Here is an 18,980-nt window from a genome sequence, read left to right as displayed (position 1 = left end):
CCACCCACCCCATACGACAACGTCGGCCTTCAAGACCACAACCGGGTCTTGAAGGCCGACGTCACGCTAGGCCCCGGAATTAACCAACGGCATCGGACTCGAGACCGCGGGGCCCTCCTTCTCGTCAGCACCGGCGTCAGGGCGGCGCCGGTGCCTGGAAGCGGCGCCGGGGGGTGCGCCGCCTGCTTTTCGGCCCTGAACTCTGGCGGACGGGCGATCCGGGTGGTGACGGGACGATGCCGTTGTCTGCGCGGGGACTTGGGGGCTTCTGCGCATCGTGCGGGACGCCCTGGGCGTCCGCGACCGTTCGACCCGGCACTGGTGCTTTCTGCAGTTTTCCGCCGGCCGGCTCCGGGCGTCCCCGGAGCCGGCCGTTCTCTTGGGTGACCGGGCTGCTGTCCCCTGCCGTCCGGTCACTTACCTGGAGCGAGGTCCCACGGCGTTCGGCACGACCCGTACGCCTCATCGCTCCAGCGAGCCACGCGTGGTTCTGTCGGGCCCGCCCCTGGCTGGCACGGACAACCGACTCAACGAAGCGGTGCGCGGGCCGGTCACGCGCCGTACGGGTGAGGGCATGCTCGAACTCAGATGCGACCCCGGCAGAGCTCCAGCAGGGTCATGGCGAGGGCGGTGCCCGGCTTGCCCAGGGCGTCCCGGTAGTGGCCGAGGATCTCCATCTCGCGGGAGAGGTTCACCCGCCGTCCGCCGGAGGCGATCCGGGTCTGCTGGACGACGCCGGAGACGGCCATCCGCTCCTGGACGAGGCCGATGATCCGGTCGTCGAGCGCGTCGATGCGGTCCCGGGCGTCGGCGATGATCTGCTCCGGCCCCGCGACGGCCTGCTCCGGCCCTGTGGCGGCCTGCTCCGGCCCTGTGGCGGCCTGCTGCGGCTCTGTGGTGGTGGGGGTGCTCATGGTGTCGGGGCTCCTCGTGAGGTGGCTGAGGGATGCCCCGGATCGGCAGAACCCGGAAAACGACAGGCGCCCCGGGCCTTGTCGGCCCGGGGCGCCTGGGAAGTCGCTTGGCGTTGCTCAAGCAGGACGACCATGGCAGCCGGCGGGCCGGTTGCCATAGGTAAAGGCGAAGGTCGTCTGCGTGTGCATGCACCCAGTATGCCACGGCGCGGTCTGCCCGACCGGGGCGGGGCCCCGGCCGACGGGAGCTGCCCCACCGCACCCCCGTTAGAATCGGAGACACAGACCCCCGCCCAAACCGCCGGAAGGCACCCCGTGTCATCAGCGACTCCCGCTGCCGCCACCCCCGACACCGTCCTGGTCGTCGACTTCGGCGCGCAGTACGCCCAGCTCATCGCCCGTCGCGTCCGCGAGGCGCGGGTCTACAGCGAGATTGTGCCCAGCACCATGCCGGTCACCGAGATGCTCGCCAAGAACCCCGCGGCGATCATCCTCTCCGGTGGCCCCTCCTCGGTCTACGAGGAAGGCGCCCCGCGGCTCGACAGCGCGCTCTTCGAGGCCGGCGTCCCCGTCTTCGGCATGTGTTACGGCTTCCAGCTGATGGCGCAGGCCCTCGGCGGCACCGTCGACAACAACGGTGCCCGCGAGTACGGCCGTACCGACCTGCACGTCTCCCGCACCTCCTCCACCCTCTTCGAGGGCACCCCCGCCGAGCAGCACGTGTGGATGTCGCACGGCGACGCCTGCTCCGCCGCCCCCGAGGGCTTCACCGTCACCGCGTCCACGGACCTCGTCCCCGTGGCCGCCTTCGAGAACGACGAGAAGAAGCTCTACGGCGTCCAGTACCACCCCGAGGTCATGCACTCCACGCACGGCCAGCAGGTCATGGAGCACTTCCTCTACCGCGGCGCCGGCCTCCAGCCGAGCTGGACCACCGGCAACGTGATCGAGGAGCAGGTCGCCGCGATCCGTGAGCAGGTCGGCGACAAGCGCGCCATCTGTGGCCTGTCCGGCGGCGTGGACTCCGCCGTCGCCGCCGCCCTCGTGGCGAAGGCCATCGGCGACCAGCTGACCTGCGTGTACGTCGACCACGGCCTGATGCGCAAGGGCGAGACCGAGCAGGTCGAGAAGGACTTCGTGGCCGCGACCGGCGTCAAGCTGGTCGTCGTGGACGCCGAGGAGCGCTTCCTGACCGCGCTCAAGGGCGTCACCGAGCCCGAGGAGAAGCGGAAGATCATCGGCCGCGAGTTCATCCGCGTCTTCGAGCAGGCGCAGGCCGAGATCATCGCCGACGCGGGCCCGGCCGTGGAGTTCCTGGTCCAGGGCACCCTGTACCCGGACGTCGTCGAGTCCGGCGGCGGCACCGGCACCGCCAACATCAAGTCGCACCACAACGTCGGCGGCCTGCCCGAGGACCTCGAGTTCCAGCTGATCGAGCCGCTGCGCAAGCTGTTCAAGGACGAGGTCCGCATGGTCGGCCAGGAGCTCGGCCTGCCCGAGGAGATCGTCCAGCGCCAGCCCTTCCCCGGCCCCGGCCTCGGCATCCGCATCGTCGGCGAGGTCACCAAGGACCGCCTGGACCTGCTGCGCGACGCCGACGCGATCGCCCGCGAGGAACTGACCGCGGCCGGTCTCGACCGCCAGATCTGGCAGTGCCCGGTGGTCCTGCTCGCCGACGTCCGCAGCGTGGGCGTCCAGGGCGACGGCCGCACGTACGGCCACCCGATCGTCCTGCGCCCGGTCTCCTCCGAGGACGCCATGACCGCCGACTGGTCCCGGCTGCCGTACGACGTCCTCGGCCGCATCTCGACCCGCATCACCAACGAGGTCCGTGACGTCAACCGCGTCGTCCTCGACGTGACCTCGAAGCCCCCGGGCACCATCGAGTGGGAGTGAGCGCCGGCTCCGCGCGGGTCTGGCTCCGTGTGAACTGAGTTCCGCGTGAACTCAGTTCCATGTGAACCGAGCTGTGAACTGTGAGCTCCGTGTGAAAGAGGTGGAACGGCTACGGCTGTTCCGCCTCTTTCCCGTATCCGGCCCCGGCGAGAGCCTCTGTCGTGTTTGCTCCCCGTACGTGTTCTTCACCGCACGGCACTGCCCTTTTGCGCTGGCCGGGGGTAACTTCCGGCCGTACGCACAACCCGACGCTGGAGGACCTATGCACGGGCCCACTCCGCCCCTGCCGCTGCCCACCGACCAGCTGCGGTTCGCCATGCCGCCGATGCACGACTCGGCCGAGGACGAACGCCGGCACCGCAAGGAGCGGCTCGCGGGCGCGCTGCGGATCTTCGGGCGCTCCGGGCTGGAGGACGGGGTGTCCGGGCACATCACCGCGCGCGATCCGGAGTTCACCGACTGCTTCTGGGTCAACCCGTTCGGGATGCCGTTCAAGCACGTCACCGTCAGCGACCTGGTCCTCGTCAACCAGGACGGCCAGGTCGTCGAGGGCCGCTACCACGTCAACCAGGCCGCCTTCACCGTGCACGCCCAGGTGCACGCGGCCCGCCCGGACGTCGTCGCCGTCGCCCACTGCCATTCCGTGCACGGCCGCGCCCTCGCCGCGCTCGGCGACCTGATCGACCCCATCACCCAGGAGAGCTGCGCCTTCTACGAGGACATCGCCCTGTACGACGCCTACACCGGCGTCACCGTCGACACCGAGGAAGGCCGCCGTATCGCCGGCGCCCTCGGCTCCCGCAAGGCGCTCGTGCTGCGCAACCACGGGCTGCTCACCGTCGGGGACTCGGTGGACGCGGCGGCCTGGTGGTTCCTCTCCCTCGACCGGTCCTGCCAGGTCCAGCTGCTGGCCAGGGCCGCCGGCCGCCCGGTCCTCATCGACCACAGGCAGGCCGTCGCCACCCGCGAACAACTCGGCGGCGACCTGGTGGCCTGGATCAACTACCAGCCGCTGTGGCAGGACATCAGCCGCAGCGAACCGGACCTGCTGAGCTGACCCGGATCGGCTTCAGCCGAACCCCTTGAGCACCCCGTCGCGGCGCAGTTCGCCCAGTTCCCCCGGCCGGGTCAACACCGCGCACCGCGCTTCACCCGCCACACCCCGGACCGGTCGACCCCTACTGGCTCAGGTAGGGCACAATTCGCAGTCAATACAAGGGAGTTGCGGGGCCGGAGCGCGCACGGTGAGTGACGTCGGCCGCCGTGTCCTGGGTCATGGGGAAGGCAGGCGTCGGGCGTGGCGGTGCAGGAGGCGAGACAGGGCGCGGCAGCCGATGCCGTGGAGCCCCACGGGGGCGGCTGCACCTGCGGGGACTGCCCGCACGGGGCCCGCGAGGGACACCGGCGGGCCGTCGCCGCGTTCCTGCGCCGACGCGACGAGTTCGCCGCCGGACAGGGCCTGCCCGCGGCCGTGGCGCACTCGGCGTCGGCGTCCCGGCAGTGGGTCTCCGCCGAACTGGCCCAGCGCGCACAGGCCGTCGCCGAGCGCGCCCGCGCCGAGGGCGAGGCGTGGCTGGCCGGGCTGTGGCGGCGGACGGCGTACGTGGCGTGGGGCGCGGTCGCCGTCCTGCTGCTCGTCGAGGCGCTCACCGCGATCGGCGCGGGCTGGAGCAGCGCGCGCACGGCCGGGCTGGTCGCCGCGGTCCTCGTCGCGGGCACGCTGACCGCCGCCTCCTGGCTCCACCGGACGCGCGGCGGGGCGCTCGCCCCGGTGATCGGCGAGGACAACCGGATGTCCACCTCCCGCACGGTGGCCGCCGCCTGGGTGCTGTTCGTCGTCTACGCGATCCTGCTGCTGGCCGGCCGTCTGGCCGCCGCCTCCGACCCCGCCGACCGCGACACGCTGCTCTCCGGCCTCGACCTCGCGCACGGGGCGGGCACGGCGACCGTCCTCGCCGTGGTGTGCGGCATCGCCGTCCTGGTCCGCCGAGTGGTGGGACTGCGCGTCACCGGCCAGCGGCTGCAGAAGGTTCCGGCCCACCGCCCGCGCCCCGCCGACCTGCTGACCGACGACTCCGGCCGGGGCGCCTTCGCCGACATCCAGTACGTCGTCGTCAGCGCCGTCGCCCTGCTGTTCGCCGCCGTCCGGCTGGCCCGCCGCCCCGACCAGCTGCCCGACCTGCCCTGGGCGCTCGCGGTCGTGGTACTGATCTCCGCCGCGACCTACCTGGCCGGCAAGTACGCCGAGGGCGGCCGCCCGGTGATCCTCTCCGTGGTCCGCGCCCGCGAGCCCGGCGACCTGGACGGCCCGATCCGCACCGGCGACGACATCGAGATCCGCGGCACCTGCTTCGTCCCGCCCGGCGCACAGAGCGCCGACCGCCTCGCCCGGATGGTCGTCCGTATCGGCCGTCGACGTCCAGGTCCCGCTCGTCCCCGTCACCGGCGGCTTCCGCAACCCCACCGACACCGTCCTGACCGTCCCCGTTCCGGCCGAGGTGGAGCCGGGCCCGATGGAGGTCCAGGTGGTGACGGCGGCCGGGACGGCCACCAACCGGTACCCGGTCGAGGTGGCCGACTGACACCCCGGGCAGACCGAGCCCTGACCCACGTTCGCCCCGACCCATGTCCAGTGCGCCGGAATCCGGAAAAAAGTCCGGGACAGGATTGAACCATCCTCTCCCGTCATACGTATCGTCCCTGTGGGACTTGGCCACGGCGGGCGAGAGGCGGCTAGCAGCGATGACTCAAGGTATTCGAACCGACACGCGCACCACGCTACTGAACCGTGACCGCGGCTGGCGGGACACCGCGGCGCATTACGCCCTCCTTCCCCTGCGCGTCTTCCTCGGCGTCACTTTCGTCTACGCCGGTCTGGACAAGCTCACCGACAGCGCCTTCATGAAGTCCGGCGGCGCCGGCTCGATCGGCGAGACGATGCGCGGGGTCCGCAGCTCGGCGGCCATTCCGGCCATGGTCGACATGGCCCTGAAGAACCCGGTCGGCTTCGGCTACGCCGTCGCCCTCGGCGAGCTGGCCGTCGGCATCGGCATCCTCGTCGGGCTGTTCGGCCGGCTGGCCGCCCTCGGCGGCGCGCTGATCTCCCTCAGTCTGTGGCTCACCGTCAGCTGGTCCTCCACCCCCTACTACTACGGCAACGACCTCGCCTATCTGATGGCCTGGCTGCCCCTCGTCCTCGCGGGCACCCCCTATCTGTCCCTCGACGCGGCCCTGCGCTCCCGACGACGGCGCTGGACGGGCGGCTACTGAGCGGCTACTGAGCGGACCCCGGCAGAGACGACCCCGGTACCTCGGCGGGACCGCCCCCGGTACCTCGGCGGGACCGCCCCCGGCACCTCGGCGGGACCGCCCCCGGCACCTCGGCGGGACCGCCCCCGGTACCTCGGCAGGGACGACCCACGCAGGACCGATCCGGACACCGACTGCCCCCGGCAGGGCAGGCGGTCGCGTCCAGGGCCTACCCTTCGGCGGCACCGCGCCGTCTGCGCCGTACACCCCGGGCCACCCCCGCCGCGATGCCGGCCAGGCACAGCCCGCCCACGATCACCGGTATCGCCACGAACCACGGGATCTCCCACAGGCCCCGCGCGTCCCCCGCGTACAGGATGGCCGCGGCGGTCAGGGAGAGCCCGGCGACCAGCTTCCCGGGCTGGAACTCATGACGCAGCACGGCTGATCACCACCTGTCCGACGCCCACCTGGAGCGTGACCTTCAGCGTGCCTGTGCCTGTGCCTCTGCCCTTTGTGCCTGTGCCCGTGCCCTTGCCGCCCAGGGCCGGGTCCAGGGTGACGTCCTTGTGTCTGCCGGGCTGCACGTCCACGTCCTTCTTCCTGTTGTCACCGGGCAACCGGATGTCACCCACACCCACATCGATGCTCAGCCGCACGGTCGTGTCCGCCGGCACGATCACCTTCAGCCTGCCCGCGCCCACCTGGGCACGCGTGGCCACCGTCTGCCCCGTGCCAGGGTGGACCCTGGTCAGGTCCAGGGTGCCGACACCGGTGCCGAGGTCGTAGGCGGAGCGGACGTCCGCGGCGGCGACGGGCTTCCACGACGTCTCCTTCCAGTGCGACGTGATGTCCTTCGGCAGAGCCGCGGCGCCGACGAGCAGTGCCGCCGTGACAAGTGCCAGGAACACCGAGCCGGACCCGGTGCGCCCGAGGAACGCGCTGAGTGCGATGCCCAGCCCGAACACCGCGAGCGCGCAGGCCAGACCGATCTGCAAGCTGGTGCCGAGCGGACGCGTGTCCCAGGTCAGGCCGGAGCCCAGACCACCCGCCAGCAGGGCGGACAGGAACACACAGCCGCCGATCCAGTGCGGGCCGCGAGGGCCGCGCGGTCTCGGGGGGCCGGCGCTCGGGGTGCGTATGGACCCATGGGCGGTCCAGGGAGTCTCGATCCTGATGTCCAGGGCCGAGGCGAGGTCCTGTCTGCGGGTCTCGCCGGGCCCCCAGAGATATCCGGTGCCGCCGACGTGGGTGCCGTCCTTGACGATCGGGTCCCGCCACCAGGAGGGGAAGACGATGTCCATCGGCGGTGCCTGGGCCTCCGGCGGGGCGTCGGCGGCGGCCTGCGCGGACAGCGGATCGGGATCGGGAGCTCCCCGGCGTCTGGACCAGTACCCGGCGCTCGCCAGCAGCAGGGAGAGGACGACGGCGAAGGCCAGCACCCCGCCGTTGCGCAGCGTGGTCAGAATGATTCCGCAGCCGACCAGCGCGAACAGCACGGCGGCCAGGGCCTGTCCGTCCACCCGGCCCGTCAGCAGCTTGCGGACCTCGTTCTCCTCCTCGTCCTCGTACGGCACGAGGAGCCAGGCGAAGCCGTAGAAGATCAGGCCGACGCCGCCGGTCGCGGCCAGCACGGCCAGGGTGATCCGGTAGATCACCGGATCCATGTCGGTGTGCCGCCCCAGTCCCGCGCACACACCGGCGATCATCTTGTGCCGGCGGTCGCGGCGGAAGCGGGGCGGGGCCTCGGCTGCCGCGGCGGGCGCGGCATCCGACGGTCCGGTGCCCGGGGCCGGGCGCGGGCCGGAGCCGGGTCCCGGACCCGTCGCGGCGTGCTCGTGATCCGTCATGCGTCCATGGTGACGGGCCGCCGGTCGCGACGGCAGTCGGGACGACCCTGGACGAACCCTGATATCGGCCCCGAGACGAGACCGGGAGGTGTTCGAACCCGGCAAGGGACCCCGTTCCGGGCAGGCCGATCGGGGATCGGGGAGACCCGCTCGAAGATCAGGGGAGTCTAGGGGGTGTCGTTTGGATCATCCCGGCGTCGCGGGCCCTGGCACGCACATCTGCGGCGTTGTCGTCGATCGCCGACTCCCCCACGCTCGGCTTCGCTCGCGCGGGGGGACCCCCATCGCGTCGACTCCCTCCTCCGCCTTGCATCTGCACGCACCAGACCCCGCTCGGGTCGGCCGGTCCGCACTGTCGGTCCAGGCCGGCCTGATCCAAACGACACCCCCTAGGGGCCGGACCCTGATGCTCCGCCCCCGCGGGCATGTGACCATCGATGGCATGCCGGAAGCCGCAGCAGCGCCACTCGACGACCCGCGGCCGCCGCGCAAGCTCTACCGCAGCGGTGACGGCCGCTGGCTCGGCGGAGTGGCGCGGGGCCTCGCCGGGCATCTCGGGCTGCCCGTGGGATGGGTGCGACTCACCTTCGTCGGCCTGTCCATGGCCAACGGGCTCGGCGCGCTGCTGTACGCCGCGTTCTGGTTCTTCGTCCCGCTCGGCGTCGGCGGCGTCGGCGATCACAAGCCGTCGTCCATCGTCGGCACCGAGACCTCGCCGGACGGCCGCCGCAGACTGGTGGCCCGCAAGCCGGACAAGGGGCAGATCGTCGCCCTGCTCCTCATGGTCACCGTGTCCATCGTCTTCGTGGGCAGCGTCAACGTGACCAACCAGGCCAAGGCCTATCTCCTGCCCGCCGTCCTGGTCGCGGCCGGTGTCGCCCTGGTCTGGCGTCAGGCGGACAACGCCCGGCGGGCCCGCTGGGTCGAGGTCGGCAGCCGCCGGCGCACCCTCAGCCTGGTGCGGGCGGGCGCCGGTGTCCTGCTGGTCACCGCCGGCGTCTCCGCCATCTTCGTCCTGCAGGGCTCGGTGGCCCACCTCGGTGCGGTCCTGCAGGCCGCGATCATCGTCCTCGTCGGCATCACCCTGCTCGCCGGCCCCTACCTCGTCCGCATGACCCAGGACCTCTCCGAGGAACGCCTGATGCGCATCCGTGCGCAGGAGCGCGCCGAGGTCGCGGCCCATGTCCACGACTCCGTGCTGCACACCCTCACCCTGATCCAGCGCAACGCCGAGAGCGCGGCCGAGGTCCGCCGCCTGGCCCGCGCCCAGGAACGCGACCTGCGCACCTGGCTGTACAAGCCCGAGGGCACCGGCAAGGACGAGGCCGACGAGCCGGACACGGTCGCGGAGGCGGTCAGACGCAACGCCGCCGAGGTCGAGGACAAGCATGGCGTGCCCATCGAGGTCGTCGTGGTCGGCGACTGCCCGCTGGACGAGAGGACAGGGGCACAGATGCAGGCCGCGCGCGAGGCGATGGTGAACGCCGCCAAGTACGGTGGCGAGGGCGGTGCCGTACAGGTCTACGCCGAAGTCGAGGGAAGGACGGTCTTCGTGTCCGTCCGCGACCGCGGCCCCGGCTTCGACCTGGACTCGATACCCGCCGACCGCATGGGCGTCAGAGAATCGATCATCGGCCGCATGGAACGCAACGGCGGAACGGCCCGGCTGCGGTCGGTGCCGGACGGTGGCACGGAGGTCGAGCTGGAGATGGAGAGGGCGGAGAAGACGTCATGAGCGACGCGACCGAGGGGAACGGCACGACGGAGGCGGCGGAGGCGGCCGGGTCCGGACGCGCCGGCGGCGACGCGGGCGGGCGGCATGTACGGGTGGTGCTCGTCGACGACCACCGGATGTTCCGCACCGGCGTCCAGGCCGAGATCGGGCAGACCGCCGAGACCGGCGTCGAGGTGGTCGGGGAGGCGGCCGACGTCGATCAGGCGGTCACGGTCATCACCGCGACCCGACCCGAGGTGGTCCTCCTCGACGTCCACCTGCCGGGCGGCGGCGGAGTGGAAGTCCTGCGCCGGTGCACGCCGTTGATGGCGGACGCCGAGCAGCCCGTGCGCTTCCTCGCGCTGTCCGTGTCGGACGCGGCGGAGGACGTGATCGGGGTGATCCGGGGCGGCGCCCGCGGCTATGTCACCAAGACCATCACCGGCACCGACCTGATCGACTCGATCTTCCGGGTCCAGGAGGGCGACGCGGTCTTCTCCCCGCGCCTGGCCGGGTTCGTCCTGGACGCTTTCGCCTCCACCGACGCCCCGCCGGTCGACGAGGACCTGGACCGTCTCACCCAGCGCGAACGCGAGGTGCTGCGGCTGATCGCCCGGGGCTACGCCTACAAGGAGATCGCCAAGCAGCTGTTCATCTCCGTGAAGACGGTCGAGTCCCATGTCTCGGCGGTCCTGCGCAAGCTCCAGCTGTCCAACCGCCACGAGCTGACCCGGTGGGCGACGGCGCGGCGCCTGGTCTGACCCCTTACGGGGAGGCCGGCCTTTCGGGGGAGGCCGTTCCCTACGGGGCCGGTCCTTATGGGGGGCCGGTCTTTGCGGGGGAGGCTGGCCCTTGTGCGGGTGGACGGTCCTTGCGGGGGTGGCCGGTCCCTATGGGGAAGTCCGGGCCCTTGATGGGGGAGTCGGGCTCTTGCGGGGTCCTGCTCACGCCACCCGGGTCGCCCCCGCGAACGGCATCTCGTCGATCGGGGCCACGCGGACCGGCGCCGAGGGGTTCGGGGCGTGGATCATCCGGCCGTTGCCGATGTAGAGGCCGACGTGGCTGATGCCGGAGTAGAAGAACACCAGGTCGCCGGGCTGGAGTTGGGAGCGGGAGACGCGTTGGCCCGCGTTGATCTGGGCGTAGGTGGTGCGGGGCAGGGAAACGCCGGCGGAGCGGTAGGCGGCCTGGACCAGACCGGAGCAGTCGAAGGCGTTCGGGCCGGTCGCGCCCCACACATAGGGGCTGCCGAGCTTCTGGTAGGCGTAGGCGATGGCCGCCGCGGCCCGGGAGGTCGGCGCCGCGACGGCCTGGGTCTGCTCCAGCGGGTCCCGGGTGCCCGAGGCCTCGCGTGACGCACGGCCCGCCGCGGTGCCCGTGCCGTCGCCGTCGCCGGTGCCCGTGCCGTCGCCGGTGACCTCGGTCCGCTCGTGCGGAGTGAGCCGGTCCAGCAGCCTGCGTGCCTCCGCCAGCTTCTCGGTGACGTCCTTCTTGCGCCGCTTCAGTTCCGCCTGCCGCGACGTGAGCGATGTGAGTTCGACGCGGGCGGCGCCGCGTAACTGCTCGATCTGGCGCAGCTGTTCGCGGACCCGGGTCACCGTGCCTGCCTGCCTCTCGCCGGCCCGTTCGGCGAACGCGGCGCCGTCCAGGTACCTGTCGGGGTCGTCGGACAGCGCGAGCTGCCAGGCGGGGGAGAAACCGCCGTCCCGGTACTGCGCCGCCGCGAACGAACCCAGTGCCCGCCGGGCCGCGTTGAGCCCGGACTGCTTGCGGGCGGTCTCGTCCCGCAGGGAGTTCAGTCGCCGCCGGCTCGCCTCCGCCTTCTCCTTGGCGCCGTTGTACTTCTCCGTGGCGGCCTCCGCCTCCTGGTACAGCTTGTCCACCTTGGCCTTCACCTGCGCCGGTGTCAGCTGCGGCGCGGCGTGTCCCGTCCCGTCGAAGGCCGTCGCGGTGGCCGCGCCCGCCAGGGCGAGGGTGGCGGCCGTGCGGGCCGTGTTGCCGCCGAGCAAGCGCTGTCGGGGCTTTCGGTGCGCTGCCACCTCGACGTCACGTCCTTCCGTGGGACTCGTACGGCCGAGGACGCGTACGACCGGGCGGTGGGTACGTCAGGCGGCGGCCCGCACAGGGGAGCGGGCCGCCGCCGGACCTTCCTCGGCGGTGGTGGCCGGCTGCCGCCCCTGGCCCGGGCGGCGGTGAGGAGCCGGTCACCTGGGGGAGGACGCTAGGCCCGACTGTGACAGCTTGGTAACACGGTGTACGGAACTGGCTACGACGGGCCGGGGCATGACCGTATGTGAGCGGATTGCCGGGACGGAGGTGTCGTCTTCACGCGGCGTGATGACCGATGCGGGAAATGCGGGGCACCAGGAGGAAGCGGGGTGCTATGGGGCGCATATATGCAAGGGCCGCCGCGGTGACCCGGGCCCGGTGGCAGGTGGCCCCCGGGCCCCTGGTTAGGCTCCGGAGTCATGGACGTACTCATCCAACTCTTCGTCGGCCTCCACATCATCGGCATCGCCGCGCTGCTCGGCGGTTTCCTCACCCAGATGAAGGCGATGGGCCGGGGCACCGCCCGCTTCGTCCCGGGGATGCTGCACGGCGCGTTCACCATGCTGGCCACCGGCGTGGTCCTGGTCGGGCTCAACGAGGCCGACGACCACCACGTCAACACCGTCAAGATCGGCGTGAAGCTGGCCCTGCTGATCGTGATCCTCGGGCTGGTCTACGTGAAGCGCGACGAGGAGAAGATCGACAAGGGCGTGTTCGGGCTGGTCGGTGCGCTGACCATGACGAACATCTTCATCGCCGTGCTCTGGACGTGACGCCGGGCGTCCCCGTCCCCTCCCCGTCGGTACCGGTGCGCGCCGACAGCACCGCGCCGGCCGCCGCCGCGAGCCACGCGGCCACCGACACCCACACCAGCACCCGCCCCGGGCCCTTCAGCCAGTCGACGCCCAGGGCGTCCGCGACCGACAGCATGGCCGCCGCGGTCATCCCCAGGGGGAAGACCGTCGCCCATCGCCGCAGGTCGTAGCGCGGCCGCGGGTGCGTCACCTCGGCCACGACCAGGACGACGCACCAGGCCAGGTCAAGGGTGACCAGAGCGAGCGTCAGGGTGCGCAGGACGCCGTGGCCGTCGTCGTTCCACAGGTACAGCCGGGCGCTGTCGGCGGACAGCAGCTTCGCCCCCGCGAGCGCCGAGATGGCGAGCGCGCCGCCCGCGATCCAGTGGTCGCCGGCGCCCTCGACGACCTGCCGGTGGTCGAAGCGGGTCAGGGCGAGGCCGTAGAGCACCAGGCCCAGCCAGAACAGCGCCAGCGCGGCCCGCGCGAGCCACGCCGTCGTCTGCACGGCGGCCAGCGTGGCCGCCAGCACCGAGAGCCCCTGTGTGGCCACGCAGCACAGGAACACCGCGCCCGGCATGCGCGACGCCTCCCAGTGCCGTACGACGAGGACCAGCAGCACGGGCCACAGCAGCGCCGCGAGTGCCAGCAGCGCCTCGGCCAGGGTCTGCCGGCCCAGCACCGAGAGCTGGGTGCCGAGCACCGTCGTGGCGGCGACCGCGGTGAGCGCGCCCAGGCTCCGCGCCTCGGCCGCCCAGCGACGCCGGTGACCCGCCAGCCGTACGACGAAGACCGCGGCCAACGCCACCCAGGTGACGCAGGCCAGGACCAGGACGATCAGGGACAGCGTCTCGGCGCCCGCCAGATGCAGGCCGACCGACACGATGCCGGTCGCCATCACGGCGGCCCCAGTCGCCGGTGGACACTTCGTCCACCACGCGCTCACAGCCGAGACGTCGATCATGAGCCCGATGGTAGGGCGTGCCCACGCGCGTGGAGCCCGAAAAGGGACCCGGGACAAGGTGGGGGAGCGGGGGAGCAGGGGGAGACCGTCACCGACGCGATCGGGCCGTCAGACCGGCACTGCCCCCGCCTGCCGCCTGCTGCAGGCCGTCAGACCGCCGGCCTAATGGCCTGGCGGCCTGGCGGCCCGGACTTACTTCAGGTGCCGGTCGAAGAACCGGTCGCCGTTCTCCCTCTCGAACCACGGGGTGCCGAGGTGCCCGCCCAGATTGGCGTGCAGCGTCTTCTCCTTGCTGCCGAAGGCGTCGAACAGGTCCAGGGCCCGCTGCCGCGGGTTCCCCTCGTCGTCCCACTGCAGCAGGAGCAGCAGCGGGACGGTGACCTGCCGGGCTTCCTCGCGCTGGGCGCGGGGCACGTAACCCCCGGCGAAGAAACCGGCGGCCGCGATGCGCGGTTCGACCGCCGCGAGGCGGATGCCGAGGGCGGTCCACCCCGAGTACCCGACCGGGCCGCCGATCTCGGGCAGCGCGAGGAGGGCGTCCAGGGTGGTCCGCCATTCCGGGACCGCGTTCTCGACCAGTGGACCGACGAAGGACTCGAAGATCTCGTCGACCGGCTCGCCGACCCGCATCGCCCGGCGCAGGTCGGCGCGGGCCTGCTCGTCGGCGGCGGAACGGGGCCGGTCACCGCACCCGGGGGCGTCGATGGAGGCCACCGCGTAGCCGTACGCCGCGGAGAGCCGGGCGCGGGCCACCAGCCGGGGTTCCGCCTTGGGCAGGCCGTTGTTGTGGGCCATCAGGATCAGCGGGACCGGTGTGGCGGACTCAGGCGTCCACAGGGTGCCGGGGGTCTCGCCGAGGATGAACTCGCGCTCGAGGACGCCGTCGTCGAGGCGTTGTTCGGAAGTGAAGTGCATGGTCGTGCCTTTCGGGAGTGCGCGTGAACGGCGCTCCCGGACGACCTATCGCCCGACCGTGACCCCGGAGGGGAGCACCCATGTCGATATTGCGTTCACGGGTACCACCTCCTCGTTCTCTCGCACGGCCTCCGGAAAAGTAGCAGTGGCCGCCGTGGTCCGCCAACGGGTTTTCGCGGAGGGCTCCGTGGACGGCTCCGTGGCCGGATGCCACGGAGCCGCTCGCCGGCGGATCCGAAGCGGCTATGCCGCGCGCTCAGGTCCGAAGCCGTCCTGCGGCGCGCTCAGGTCCGAAGCCGTCCTGCGGCGCGCTCAGGTCCGAAGCCGTCCTGCGGCGCGCTCAGGCCGGGCGCACCACGCTGTGGATGATCGACGAGCCGGCGTAGTAGATCGACTCCTCGCGGACGTACGCGCCGGGCTTGGGCGCGTGGATCATCATGCCGTTGCCTATGTAGATGCCGACGTGGCTGATGTCGTCGTAGAAGAAGATCAGGTCGCCGGGCCGGGCGTCCGTCAGGGACACCGTGGTGCCCGCGGCGACCTGGTCGTACGTGGTGCGCGGGAGGCTGACGCCGGCGGCCTTCCAGGAGGCCTGGGTCAGGCCGGAGCAGTCGTACGAGCCCGGTCCGGTCGCGCCCCAGACGTACGGCTTGCCTATCTGGGCGCGGGCGAAGGCGATCGCCTTCTCGGCCTTGGTGGTCGACGTGCCGGTGGACGTCGAACCACCGGACGTGGAACCGCCCGACATCGATCCGCCGGACGTCGATCCGCCCGACGATGACGAACCGCCGGTGGTCGACGAACCGCCGGACGTGGACGACTCGCTGTCCTGCTGAGCCTGCGCCTCCGCCTGCTGGCGTGCCCGTTCCGCCGCCGCCTGCTTCTTCGCCAGCGCGGCAGCCTCGCGCGCGGCCTGCTCCTGCTTCTGCTTCTCGATGGCCGCGAGCCGCGCCTTCTCCTCGGCCGTCAGCTCGGACAGCAACTCGCGCGCGGAGGCGAGCTTCTTCTGGACGGTGGACTTGGTCGTCCGCAGTTCCCGCTGCGACTCGGAGAGGGTCTGGAGGCTCTCGGCGGCCTCCCGGCGCTTCTTCATGGTCGCGGACTGCTCGGTGACGTAGTCGTCGACCGCGGTCTTCTGCCGTGAGGTCAGCCGGTTCATCAGCTGGGTCTGGTCGAAGTAGTCCTGCGGGTCGTTCGCGAGCAGCAAGGTGGCGGTCTGGGGCGTGGCGGCCCCGGTCCGGTACTGGGCGGCGGCGAACGTGCCCAGCTCCTCGCGCGCCTGGTTCAGCCGCTCGGTGCGCTTGGCCACGTCGTCGCGCAGGGCGTCGACCTGCTTGCGCTGTCTGCCGGCCCGCTCCTTGGCGGCGTTGTACTTCTCGGTCGCCGACTCCGCCTGGCGGTAGAGGTCGTCGACCTTCTTCTCGACCTCCTCCACGCTCGGCTTCCCGCCGGCCGAGGGAGCGGCGTCGGCCGTCTGGGACAGCACGGCCACCGAGGTGAGGGCGGCGGTGGCGAGCATGGGGGTGCGAAGACCTGCTCCGAGCGTGCCCGAGGGGCGCGGCTTGCGGTGCGACGCCAAGGGAGGCGACTCCTTCCGTCTGCCGCCTACCGGGTTAGCTGTCGGGTTCGGGCGGGTGGTTCGGAAGGCTTGCCCTACGGCTCGCGTCCCGTGCGGAACGTGGGCCGATTCACCCCAGGGAACGGTGGGTCCCCGGCTCCGCGCGCCGCGCAGCGACGCGATGGACTCGGCGGAGGCCGCGCGACCCGGCGGGGTTCGCCGGTAACGGGCGTGCGGCCCGACCGGCAACCTAGCCAACTCGTGTGACTCGTGTGAAGGTTGGTGCACCATATGTCCGATACATTTTCGTGACCTTGTCGTGGGACCGCTCCCGGGTCACGAGGTGATTCCGCTGCGTGAGGGCCCGGTGGCCGCCGGAATACGGCAAGAACGCGCCCCGGCAAGGAAGATCGACCGCCCTGTCGAAGCGGCCGGGTTCCCGATGCGGCACCGGTTGTCAGTGCGGCGCCCTAGACTCGGAGAGCGATGAGCAGCCTCTTTGACGACAGCTTCCTGGCGGACCTCCAGAGCCCTCGCGGGCAGGAGGGGGAGCCCCCGCCGCCGCCCGAGGACGATCACGTTCCGGAGTCGATTCCGGACGATCTGTTCGGCGGGAAGTTCGACGCGCCCCTGGACCGCGACGATTACTACCGCGACGGCGCTCCCCGGCCTGCCCTCGACGCGGCGGCGCTCCTTGAGGGGCTGAACGAGAACCAGCGCGCCGCGGTCGTCCACGCCGGCTCCCCGCTGCTCATCGTCGCCGGCGCCGGTTCAGGCAAGACCCGTGTGCTGACGCACCGCATCGCCCACCTGCTCGCCGAGCGGCACGTGCACCCGGGCCAGATCCTCGCGATCACCTTCACCAACAAGGCCGCGGGCGAGATGAAGGAGCGCGTCGAGCAGCTCGTCGGCCCGCGCGCGAACGCGATGTGGGTCATGACCTTCCACAGCGCGTGCGTCCGCATCCTGCGCCGCGAGTCGAAGAGGCTCGGCTTCACCTCGTCCTTCTCGATCTACGACGCCGCCGACAGCAAGCGCCTGATGGCCCTGGTCTGCCGTGACCTGGACCTCGACCCCAAGCGCTTCCCGCCCAAGTCCTTCAGCGCCAAGATCAGCAACCTCAAGAACGAGCTGATCGACGAGGAGGACTTCGCCGCCCAGGCCACCGACGGCTTCGAGAAGACCCTCGCCCAGGCCTACGCGCTCTACCAGTCGCGGCTGCGCGAGGCCAACGCGCTCGACTTCGACGACCTGATCATGACGACCGTCAACCTGCTGCGCGCCTTCCCGGACGTCGCCGAGCACTACCGCCGCCGCTTCCGGCACATCCTCGTCGACGAGTACCAGGACACCAACCACGCCCAGTACGCCCTGGTGCGCGAGCTGGTCGGCACCGGCGAGCGCCCCGCCGCGGACGTGGACGCCCCGCCGGGAGAGCACGACCTCCCGCCCGCCGAACTGTGCGTCGTGGGTGACGCGGACCAGTCGATCTACGCCTTCCGCGGCGCGACCATCCGCAACATCCTCCAGTTCGAGGAGGACTACCCGAACGCGACGACGATCCTGCTGGAGCAGAACTACCGCTCCACGCAGACGATCCTGTCCGCCGCCAACGCGGTCATCGAGCGCAACGAGTCCCGTCGCCCGAAGAACCTGTGGACCAACGCGGGCCAGGGCGCGGGCATCGTCGGCTACGTCGCCGACACCGAGCACGACGAGGCCCAGTTCGTCGCCGACGAGATAGACCGTCTCACGGACGCGGGCGAGGCCAAGGCCGGCGACGTCGCCGTCTTCTACCGCACCAACGCTCAGTCCCGTGTCTTCGAAGAGGTCTTCATCCGCGTCGGCCTGCCCTACAAGGTCGTCGGCGGCGTCCGCTTCTACGAGCGCAAGGAGGTCCGGGACGTCCTGGCCTACCTGCGCGTCCTCGCCAACCCCGAGGACTCCGTGCCGCTGCGCCGCATCCTCAACGTCCCCAAGCGGGGCATCGGCGACCGCGCGGAGGCGATGATCGACGCCCTCTCGCAGCGCGAGAAGATCAGCTTCCCGCAGGCGCTGAAGCGGGTGGACGAGGCGTACGGCATGGCCGCGCGCTCCACCAACGCGGTCAAGCGGTTCAACACGCTGATGGAGGACCTGCGGACCATCGTGGAGTCGGGCGCCGGACCGGCGACCGTCCTGGAGGCCGTCCTCGAACGCACCGGGTACCTCGCCGAACTCCAGGCCTCCACCGACCCGCAGGACGAGACCCGCATCGAGAACCTCCAGGAACTCGCCGCCGTGGCCCTGGAGTTCGAGCAGGAGCGCGAGGAGGGGGAGCAGGGCACCCTGGCCGAGTTCCTGGAGAAGGTCGCCCTGGTCGCCGACTCCGACCAGATCCCCGACGAGGACGAGGACGGCTCCGGCGTCATCACGCTGATGACCCTGCACACCGCCAAGGGCCTGGAGTTCCCGGTCGTCTTCCTGACCGGCATGGAGGACGGCGTCTTCCCGCACATGCGCGCCCTCGGCCAGACCAAGGAGCTGGAGGAGGAGCGGCGCCTGGCGTACGTCGGCATCACGCGCGCGCGGGAGCGGCTCTACCTCACGCGGTCGGCGTTGCGCAGCGCCTGGGGCCAGCCGTCGTACAACCCGCCCTCCCGCTTCCTGGAGGAGATCCCGCCGGCCCACGTCGCGTGGAAGCGGACGGGGGCGCCCGCGCCCAAGCCGTCCGGCCCGGCCTCAGGGATCGCCGCCTCGCTGTCCTCGTCCCGCTCGCGTTCGTCGGCGGCGGGCGCGTCCGGGTTCGCCACCCGGCGGGCCTCCGAGAAGCCGGCGGTCGCGCTGGCCGTCGGCGACCGGGTCACCCACGACCAGTTCGGCCTCGGCACGGTCGTCGCGGTGGCCGGCGCGGACGACAAGGCCCAGGCCACGATCGACTTCGGGGACGGCAAGCCGAAGCGACTGCTGCTGCGGTACGCGCCGGTGGAAAAGCTGTAGGAGAGCGGGACGGCGGGAGCCCCGTCAGGAATGGCGCGGGCCCCGTGGGGAACGGCGGGGGCCACGCCGCCAGGAAGCGCTCAGGTCAGGAAGAACCC

At 71.7% G+C, this 18,980-nt stretch carries 14 protein-coding genes, 1 pseudogene and 1 riboswitch; of the genes and pseudogenes, 8 read left to right on the top strand and 7 right to left on the bottom strand.

The genetic code is table 11. From position 1 onward, the window contains the following. Positions 1-584 precede the first annotated feature (584 nt). Positions 585-914 carry a chorismate mutase gene (locus tag ACGFYV_RS29415; protein ID WP_393881529.1) on the bottom strand — a complete coding sequence of 110 codons (330 nt, stop codon included), beginning with the start codon at positions 912-914 and terminating at the stop codon, positions 585-587. Between the two features lie 315 nt (positions 915-1,229). Between ACGFYV_RS29415 and guaA the strand changes: the two genes are divergently transcribed. From guaA to ACGFYV_RS29395, 4 genes and pseudogenes are all read left to right on the top strand, one after another. Next, entirely contained in the window at positions 1,230-2,810 is a 1,581-nt protein-coding gene (gene guaA, locus ACGFYV_RS29410; protein WP_393881528.1) for a glutamine-hydrolyzing GMP synthase, read from the top strand. 262 nt (positions 2,811-3,072) lie between these two features. Continuing rightward, positions 3,073-3,867 carry a class II aldolase/adducin family protein gene (locus tag ACGFYV_RS29405; RefSeq protein WP_393881527.1) on the top strand — a complete coding sequence of 265 codons (795 nt, stop codon included), beginning with the start codon at positions 3,073-3,075 and terminating at the stop codon, positions 3,865-3,867. 240 nt (positions 3,868-4,107) lie between these two features. Further along, positions 4,108-5,392: pseudogene (locus ACGFYV_RS29400) on the top strand (hypothetical protein). A gap of 160 nt (positions 5,393-5,552) precedes the next feature. Next, positions 5,553-6,080 (top strand): DoxX family protein, encoded by a 528-nt coding sequence (locus ACGFYV_RS29395; RefSeq protein WP_393881526.1) that lies wholly within the window; start codon positions 5,553-5,555, stop codon positions 6,078-6,080. A 208-nt stretch (positions 6,081-6,288) separates the two neighbouring features. Here ACGFYV_RS29395 and ACGFYV_RS29390 read toward each other — a convergent pair whose 3' ends face one another. Then, positions 6,289-6,501 carry a hypothetical protein gene (locus tag ACGFYV_RS29390; protein WP_393881525.1) on the bottom strand — a complete coding sequence of 71 codons (213 nt, stop codon included), beginning with the start codon at positions 6,499-6,501 and terminating at the stop codon, positions 6,289-6,291. After that, positions 6,488-7,909 (bottom strand): PspC domain-containing protein, encoded by a 1,422-nt coding sequence (locus ACGFYV_RS29385; RefSeq protein ID WP_393881524.1) that lies wholly within the window; start codon positions 7,907-7,909, stop codon positions 6,488-6,490. The genes ACGFYV_RS29390 and ACGFYV_RS29385 overlap by 14 nt, the downstream gene beginning before the upstream one ends. A gap of 442 nt (positions 7,910-8,351) precedes the next feature. Between ACGFYV_RS29385 and ACGFYV_RS29380 the strand changes: the two genes are divergently transcribed. Together ACGFYV_RS29380 and ACGFYV_RS29375 are read left to right on the top strand one after the other, a co-directional pair. Next, the gene (locus ACGFYV_RS29380) at positions 8,352-9,644 is read left to right on the top strand and encodes a PspC domain-containing protein (protein WP_393881523.1); all 1,293 of its coding nucleotides are present in this window, start codon (positions 8,352-8,354) and stop codon (positions 9,642-9,644) included. Next, positions 9,641-10,384 (top strand): LuxR C-terminal-related transcriptional regulator, encoded by a 744-nt coding sequence (locus tag ACGFYV_RS29375; protein ID WP_393881522.1) that lies wholly within the window; start codon positions 9,641-9,643, stop codon positions 10,382-10,384. Before ACGFYV_RS29380 ends, ACGFYV_RS29375 begins: the two co-directional genes overlap by 4 nt. A 183-nt stretch (positions 10,385-10,567) precedes the next feature. Here the strand turns inward: ACGFYV_RS29375 and ACGFYV_RS29370 are convergent, their stop codons facing one another. Next, positions 10,568-11,662: an NlpC/P60 family protein gene (locus tag ACGFYV_RS29370; protein ID WP_393881521.1), complete on the bottom strand. Its 1,095-nt coding sequence runs from the start codon at positions 11,660-11,662 to the stop codon at positions 10,568-10,570. Between the two features lie 429 nt (positions 11,663-12,091). On the opposite strand from ACGFYV_RS29370, the gene ACGFYV_RS29365 reads away from it, so the two are divergent. Then, positions 12,092-12,445: a hypothetical protein gene (locus tag ACGFYV_RS29365; protein ID WP_393881520.1), complete on the top strand. Its 354-nt coding sequence runs from the start codon at positions 12,092-12,094 to the stop codon at positions 12,443-12,445. Here ACGFYV_RS29365 and ACGFYV_RS29360 read toward each other — a convergent pair. From ACGFYV_RS29360 to ACGFYV_RS29350, 3 genes are all read right to left on the bottom strand, one after another. Beyond that, on the bottom strand, positions 12,423-13,430 hold the full coding sequence (locus ACGFYV_RS29360) for a tellurite resistance/C4-dicarboxylate transporter family protein (RefSeq protein ID WP_393881519.1): 1,008 nt from the start codon (positions 13,428-13,430) through the stop codon (positions 12,423-12,425). The genes ACGFYV_RS29365 and ACGFYV_RS29360 overlap by 23 nt on opposite strands. A 192-nt stretch (positions 13,431-13,622) precedes the next feature. Then, positions 13,623-14,345, bottom strand: a complete 723-nt coding sequence (locus ACGFYV_RS29355) for a dienelactone hydrolase family protein (RefSeq protein ID WP_393881518.1) — start codon at positions 14,343-14,345, stop codon at positions 13,623-13,625. A gap of 340 nt (positions 14,346-14,685) precedes the next feature. Then, a complete protein-coding gene (locus ACGFYV_RS29350; RefSeq protein WP_393881517.1) occupies positions 14,686-15,924 on the bottom strand; it encodes an NlpC/P60 family protein in 1,239 nt (412 codons plus the stop codon). Between the two features lie 7 nt (positions 15,925-15,931). After that, positions 15,932-16,106: riboswitch (cyclic di-AMP (ydaO/yuaA leader) on the bottom strand. A 283-nt stretch (positions 16,107-16,389) separates the two neighbouring features. On the opposite strand from ACGFYV_RS29350, the gene pcrA reads away from it, so the two are divergent. Next, the gene (pcrA, locus tag ACGFYV_RS29345) at positions 16,390-18,882 is read left to right on the top strand and encodes a DNA helicase PcrA (protein ID WP_393881516.1); all 2,493 of its coding nucleotides are present in this window, start codon (positions 16,390-16,392) and stop codon (positions 18,880-18,882) included. Positions 18,883-18,980: the final 98 nt, after the last annotated feature.

Source organism: Streptomyces sp. NPDC048297 (assembly GCF_043201585.1).
In the GTDB taxonomy this organism is placed as follows: domain Bacteria; phylum Actinomycetota; class Actinomycetes; order Streptomycetales; family Streptomycetaceae; genus Streptomyces.
This window is presented reverse-complemented; position numbering and strand designations above follow the sequence as displayed.

What these genes read in the sequence shown, in the direction of transcription:
- ACGFYV_RS29415 (WP_393881529.1), bottom strand. Translation starts at nt 914, where the DNA reads ATGAGCACCCCCACCACCACAGAGCCGCAGCAGGCCGCCACAGGGCCG.
- ACGFYV_RS29405 (WP_393881527.1), top strand. Translation starts at nt 3,073, where the DNA reads ATGCACGGGCCCACTCCGCCCCTGCCGCTGCCCACCGACCAGCTGCGG.
- ACGFYV_RS29395 (WP_393881526.1), top strand. Translation starts at nt 5,553, where the DNA reads ATGACTCAAGGTATTCGAACCGACACGCGCACCACGCTACTGAACCGT.
- ACGFYV_RS29385 (WP_393881524.1), bottom strand. Translation starts at nt 7,909, where the DNA reads ATGACGGATCACGAGCACGCCGCGACGGGTCCGGGACCCGGCTCCGGC.
- ACGFYV_RS29380 (WP_393881523.1), top strand. Translation starts at nt 8,352, where the DNA reads ATGCCGGAAGCCGCAGCAGCGCCACTCGACGACCCGCGGCCGCCGCGC.
- ACGFYV_RS29375 (WP_393881522.1), top strand. Translation starts at nt 9,641, where the DNA reads ATGAGCGACGCGACCGAGGGGAACGGCACGACGGAGGCGGCGGAGGCG.
- ACGFYV_RS29365 (WP_393881520.1), top strand. Translation starts at nt 12,092, where the DNA reads ATGGACGTACTCATCCAACTCTTCGTCGGCCTCCACATCATCGGCATC.
- ACGFYV_RS29360 (WP_393881519.1), bottom strand. Translation starts at nt 13,430, where the DNA reads ATGATCGACGTCTCGGCTGTGAGCGCGTGGTGGACGAAGTGTCCACCG.
- ACGFYV_RS29355 (WP_393881518.1), bottom strand. Translation starts at nt 14,345, where the DNA reads ATGCACTTCACTTCCGAACAACGCCTCGACGACGGCGTCCTCGAGCGC.
- pcrA (WP_393881516.1), top strand. Translation starts at nt 16,390, where the DNA reads ATGAGCAGCCTCTTTGACGACAGCTTCCTGGCGGACCTCCAGAGCCCT.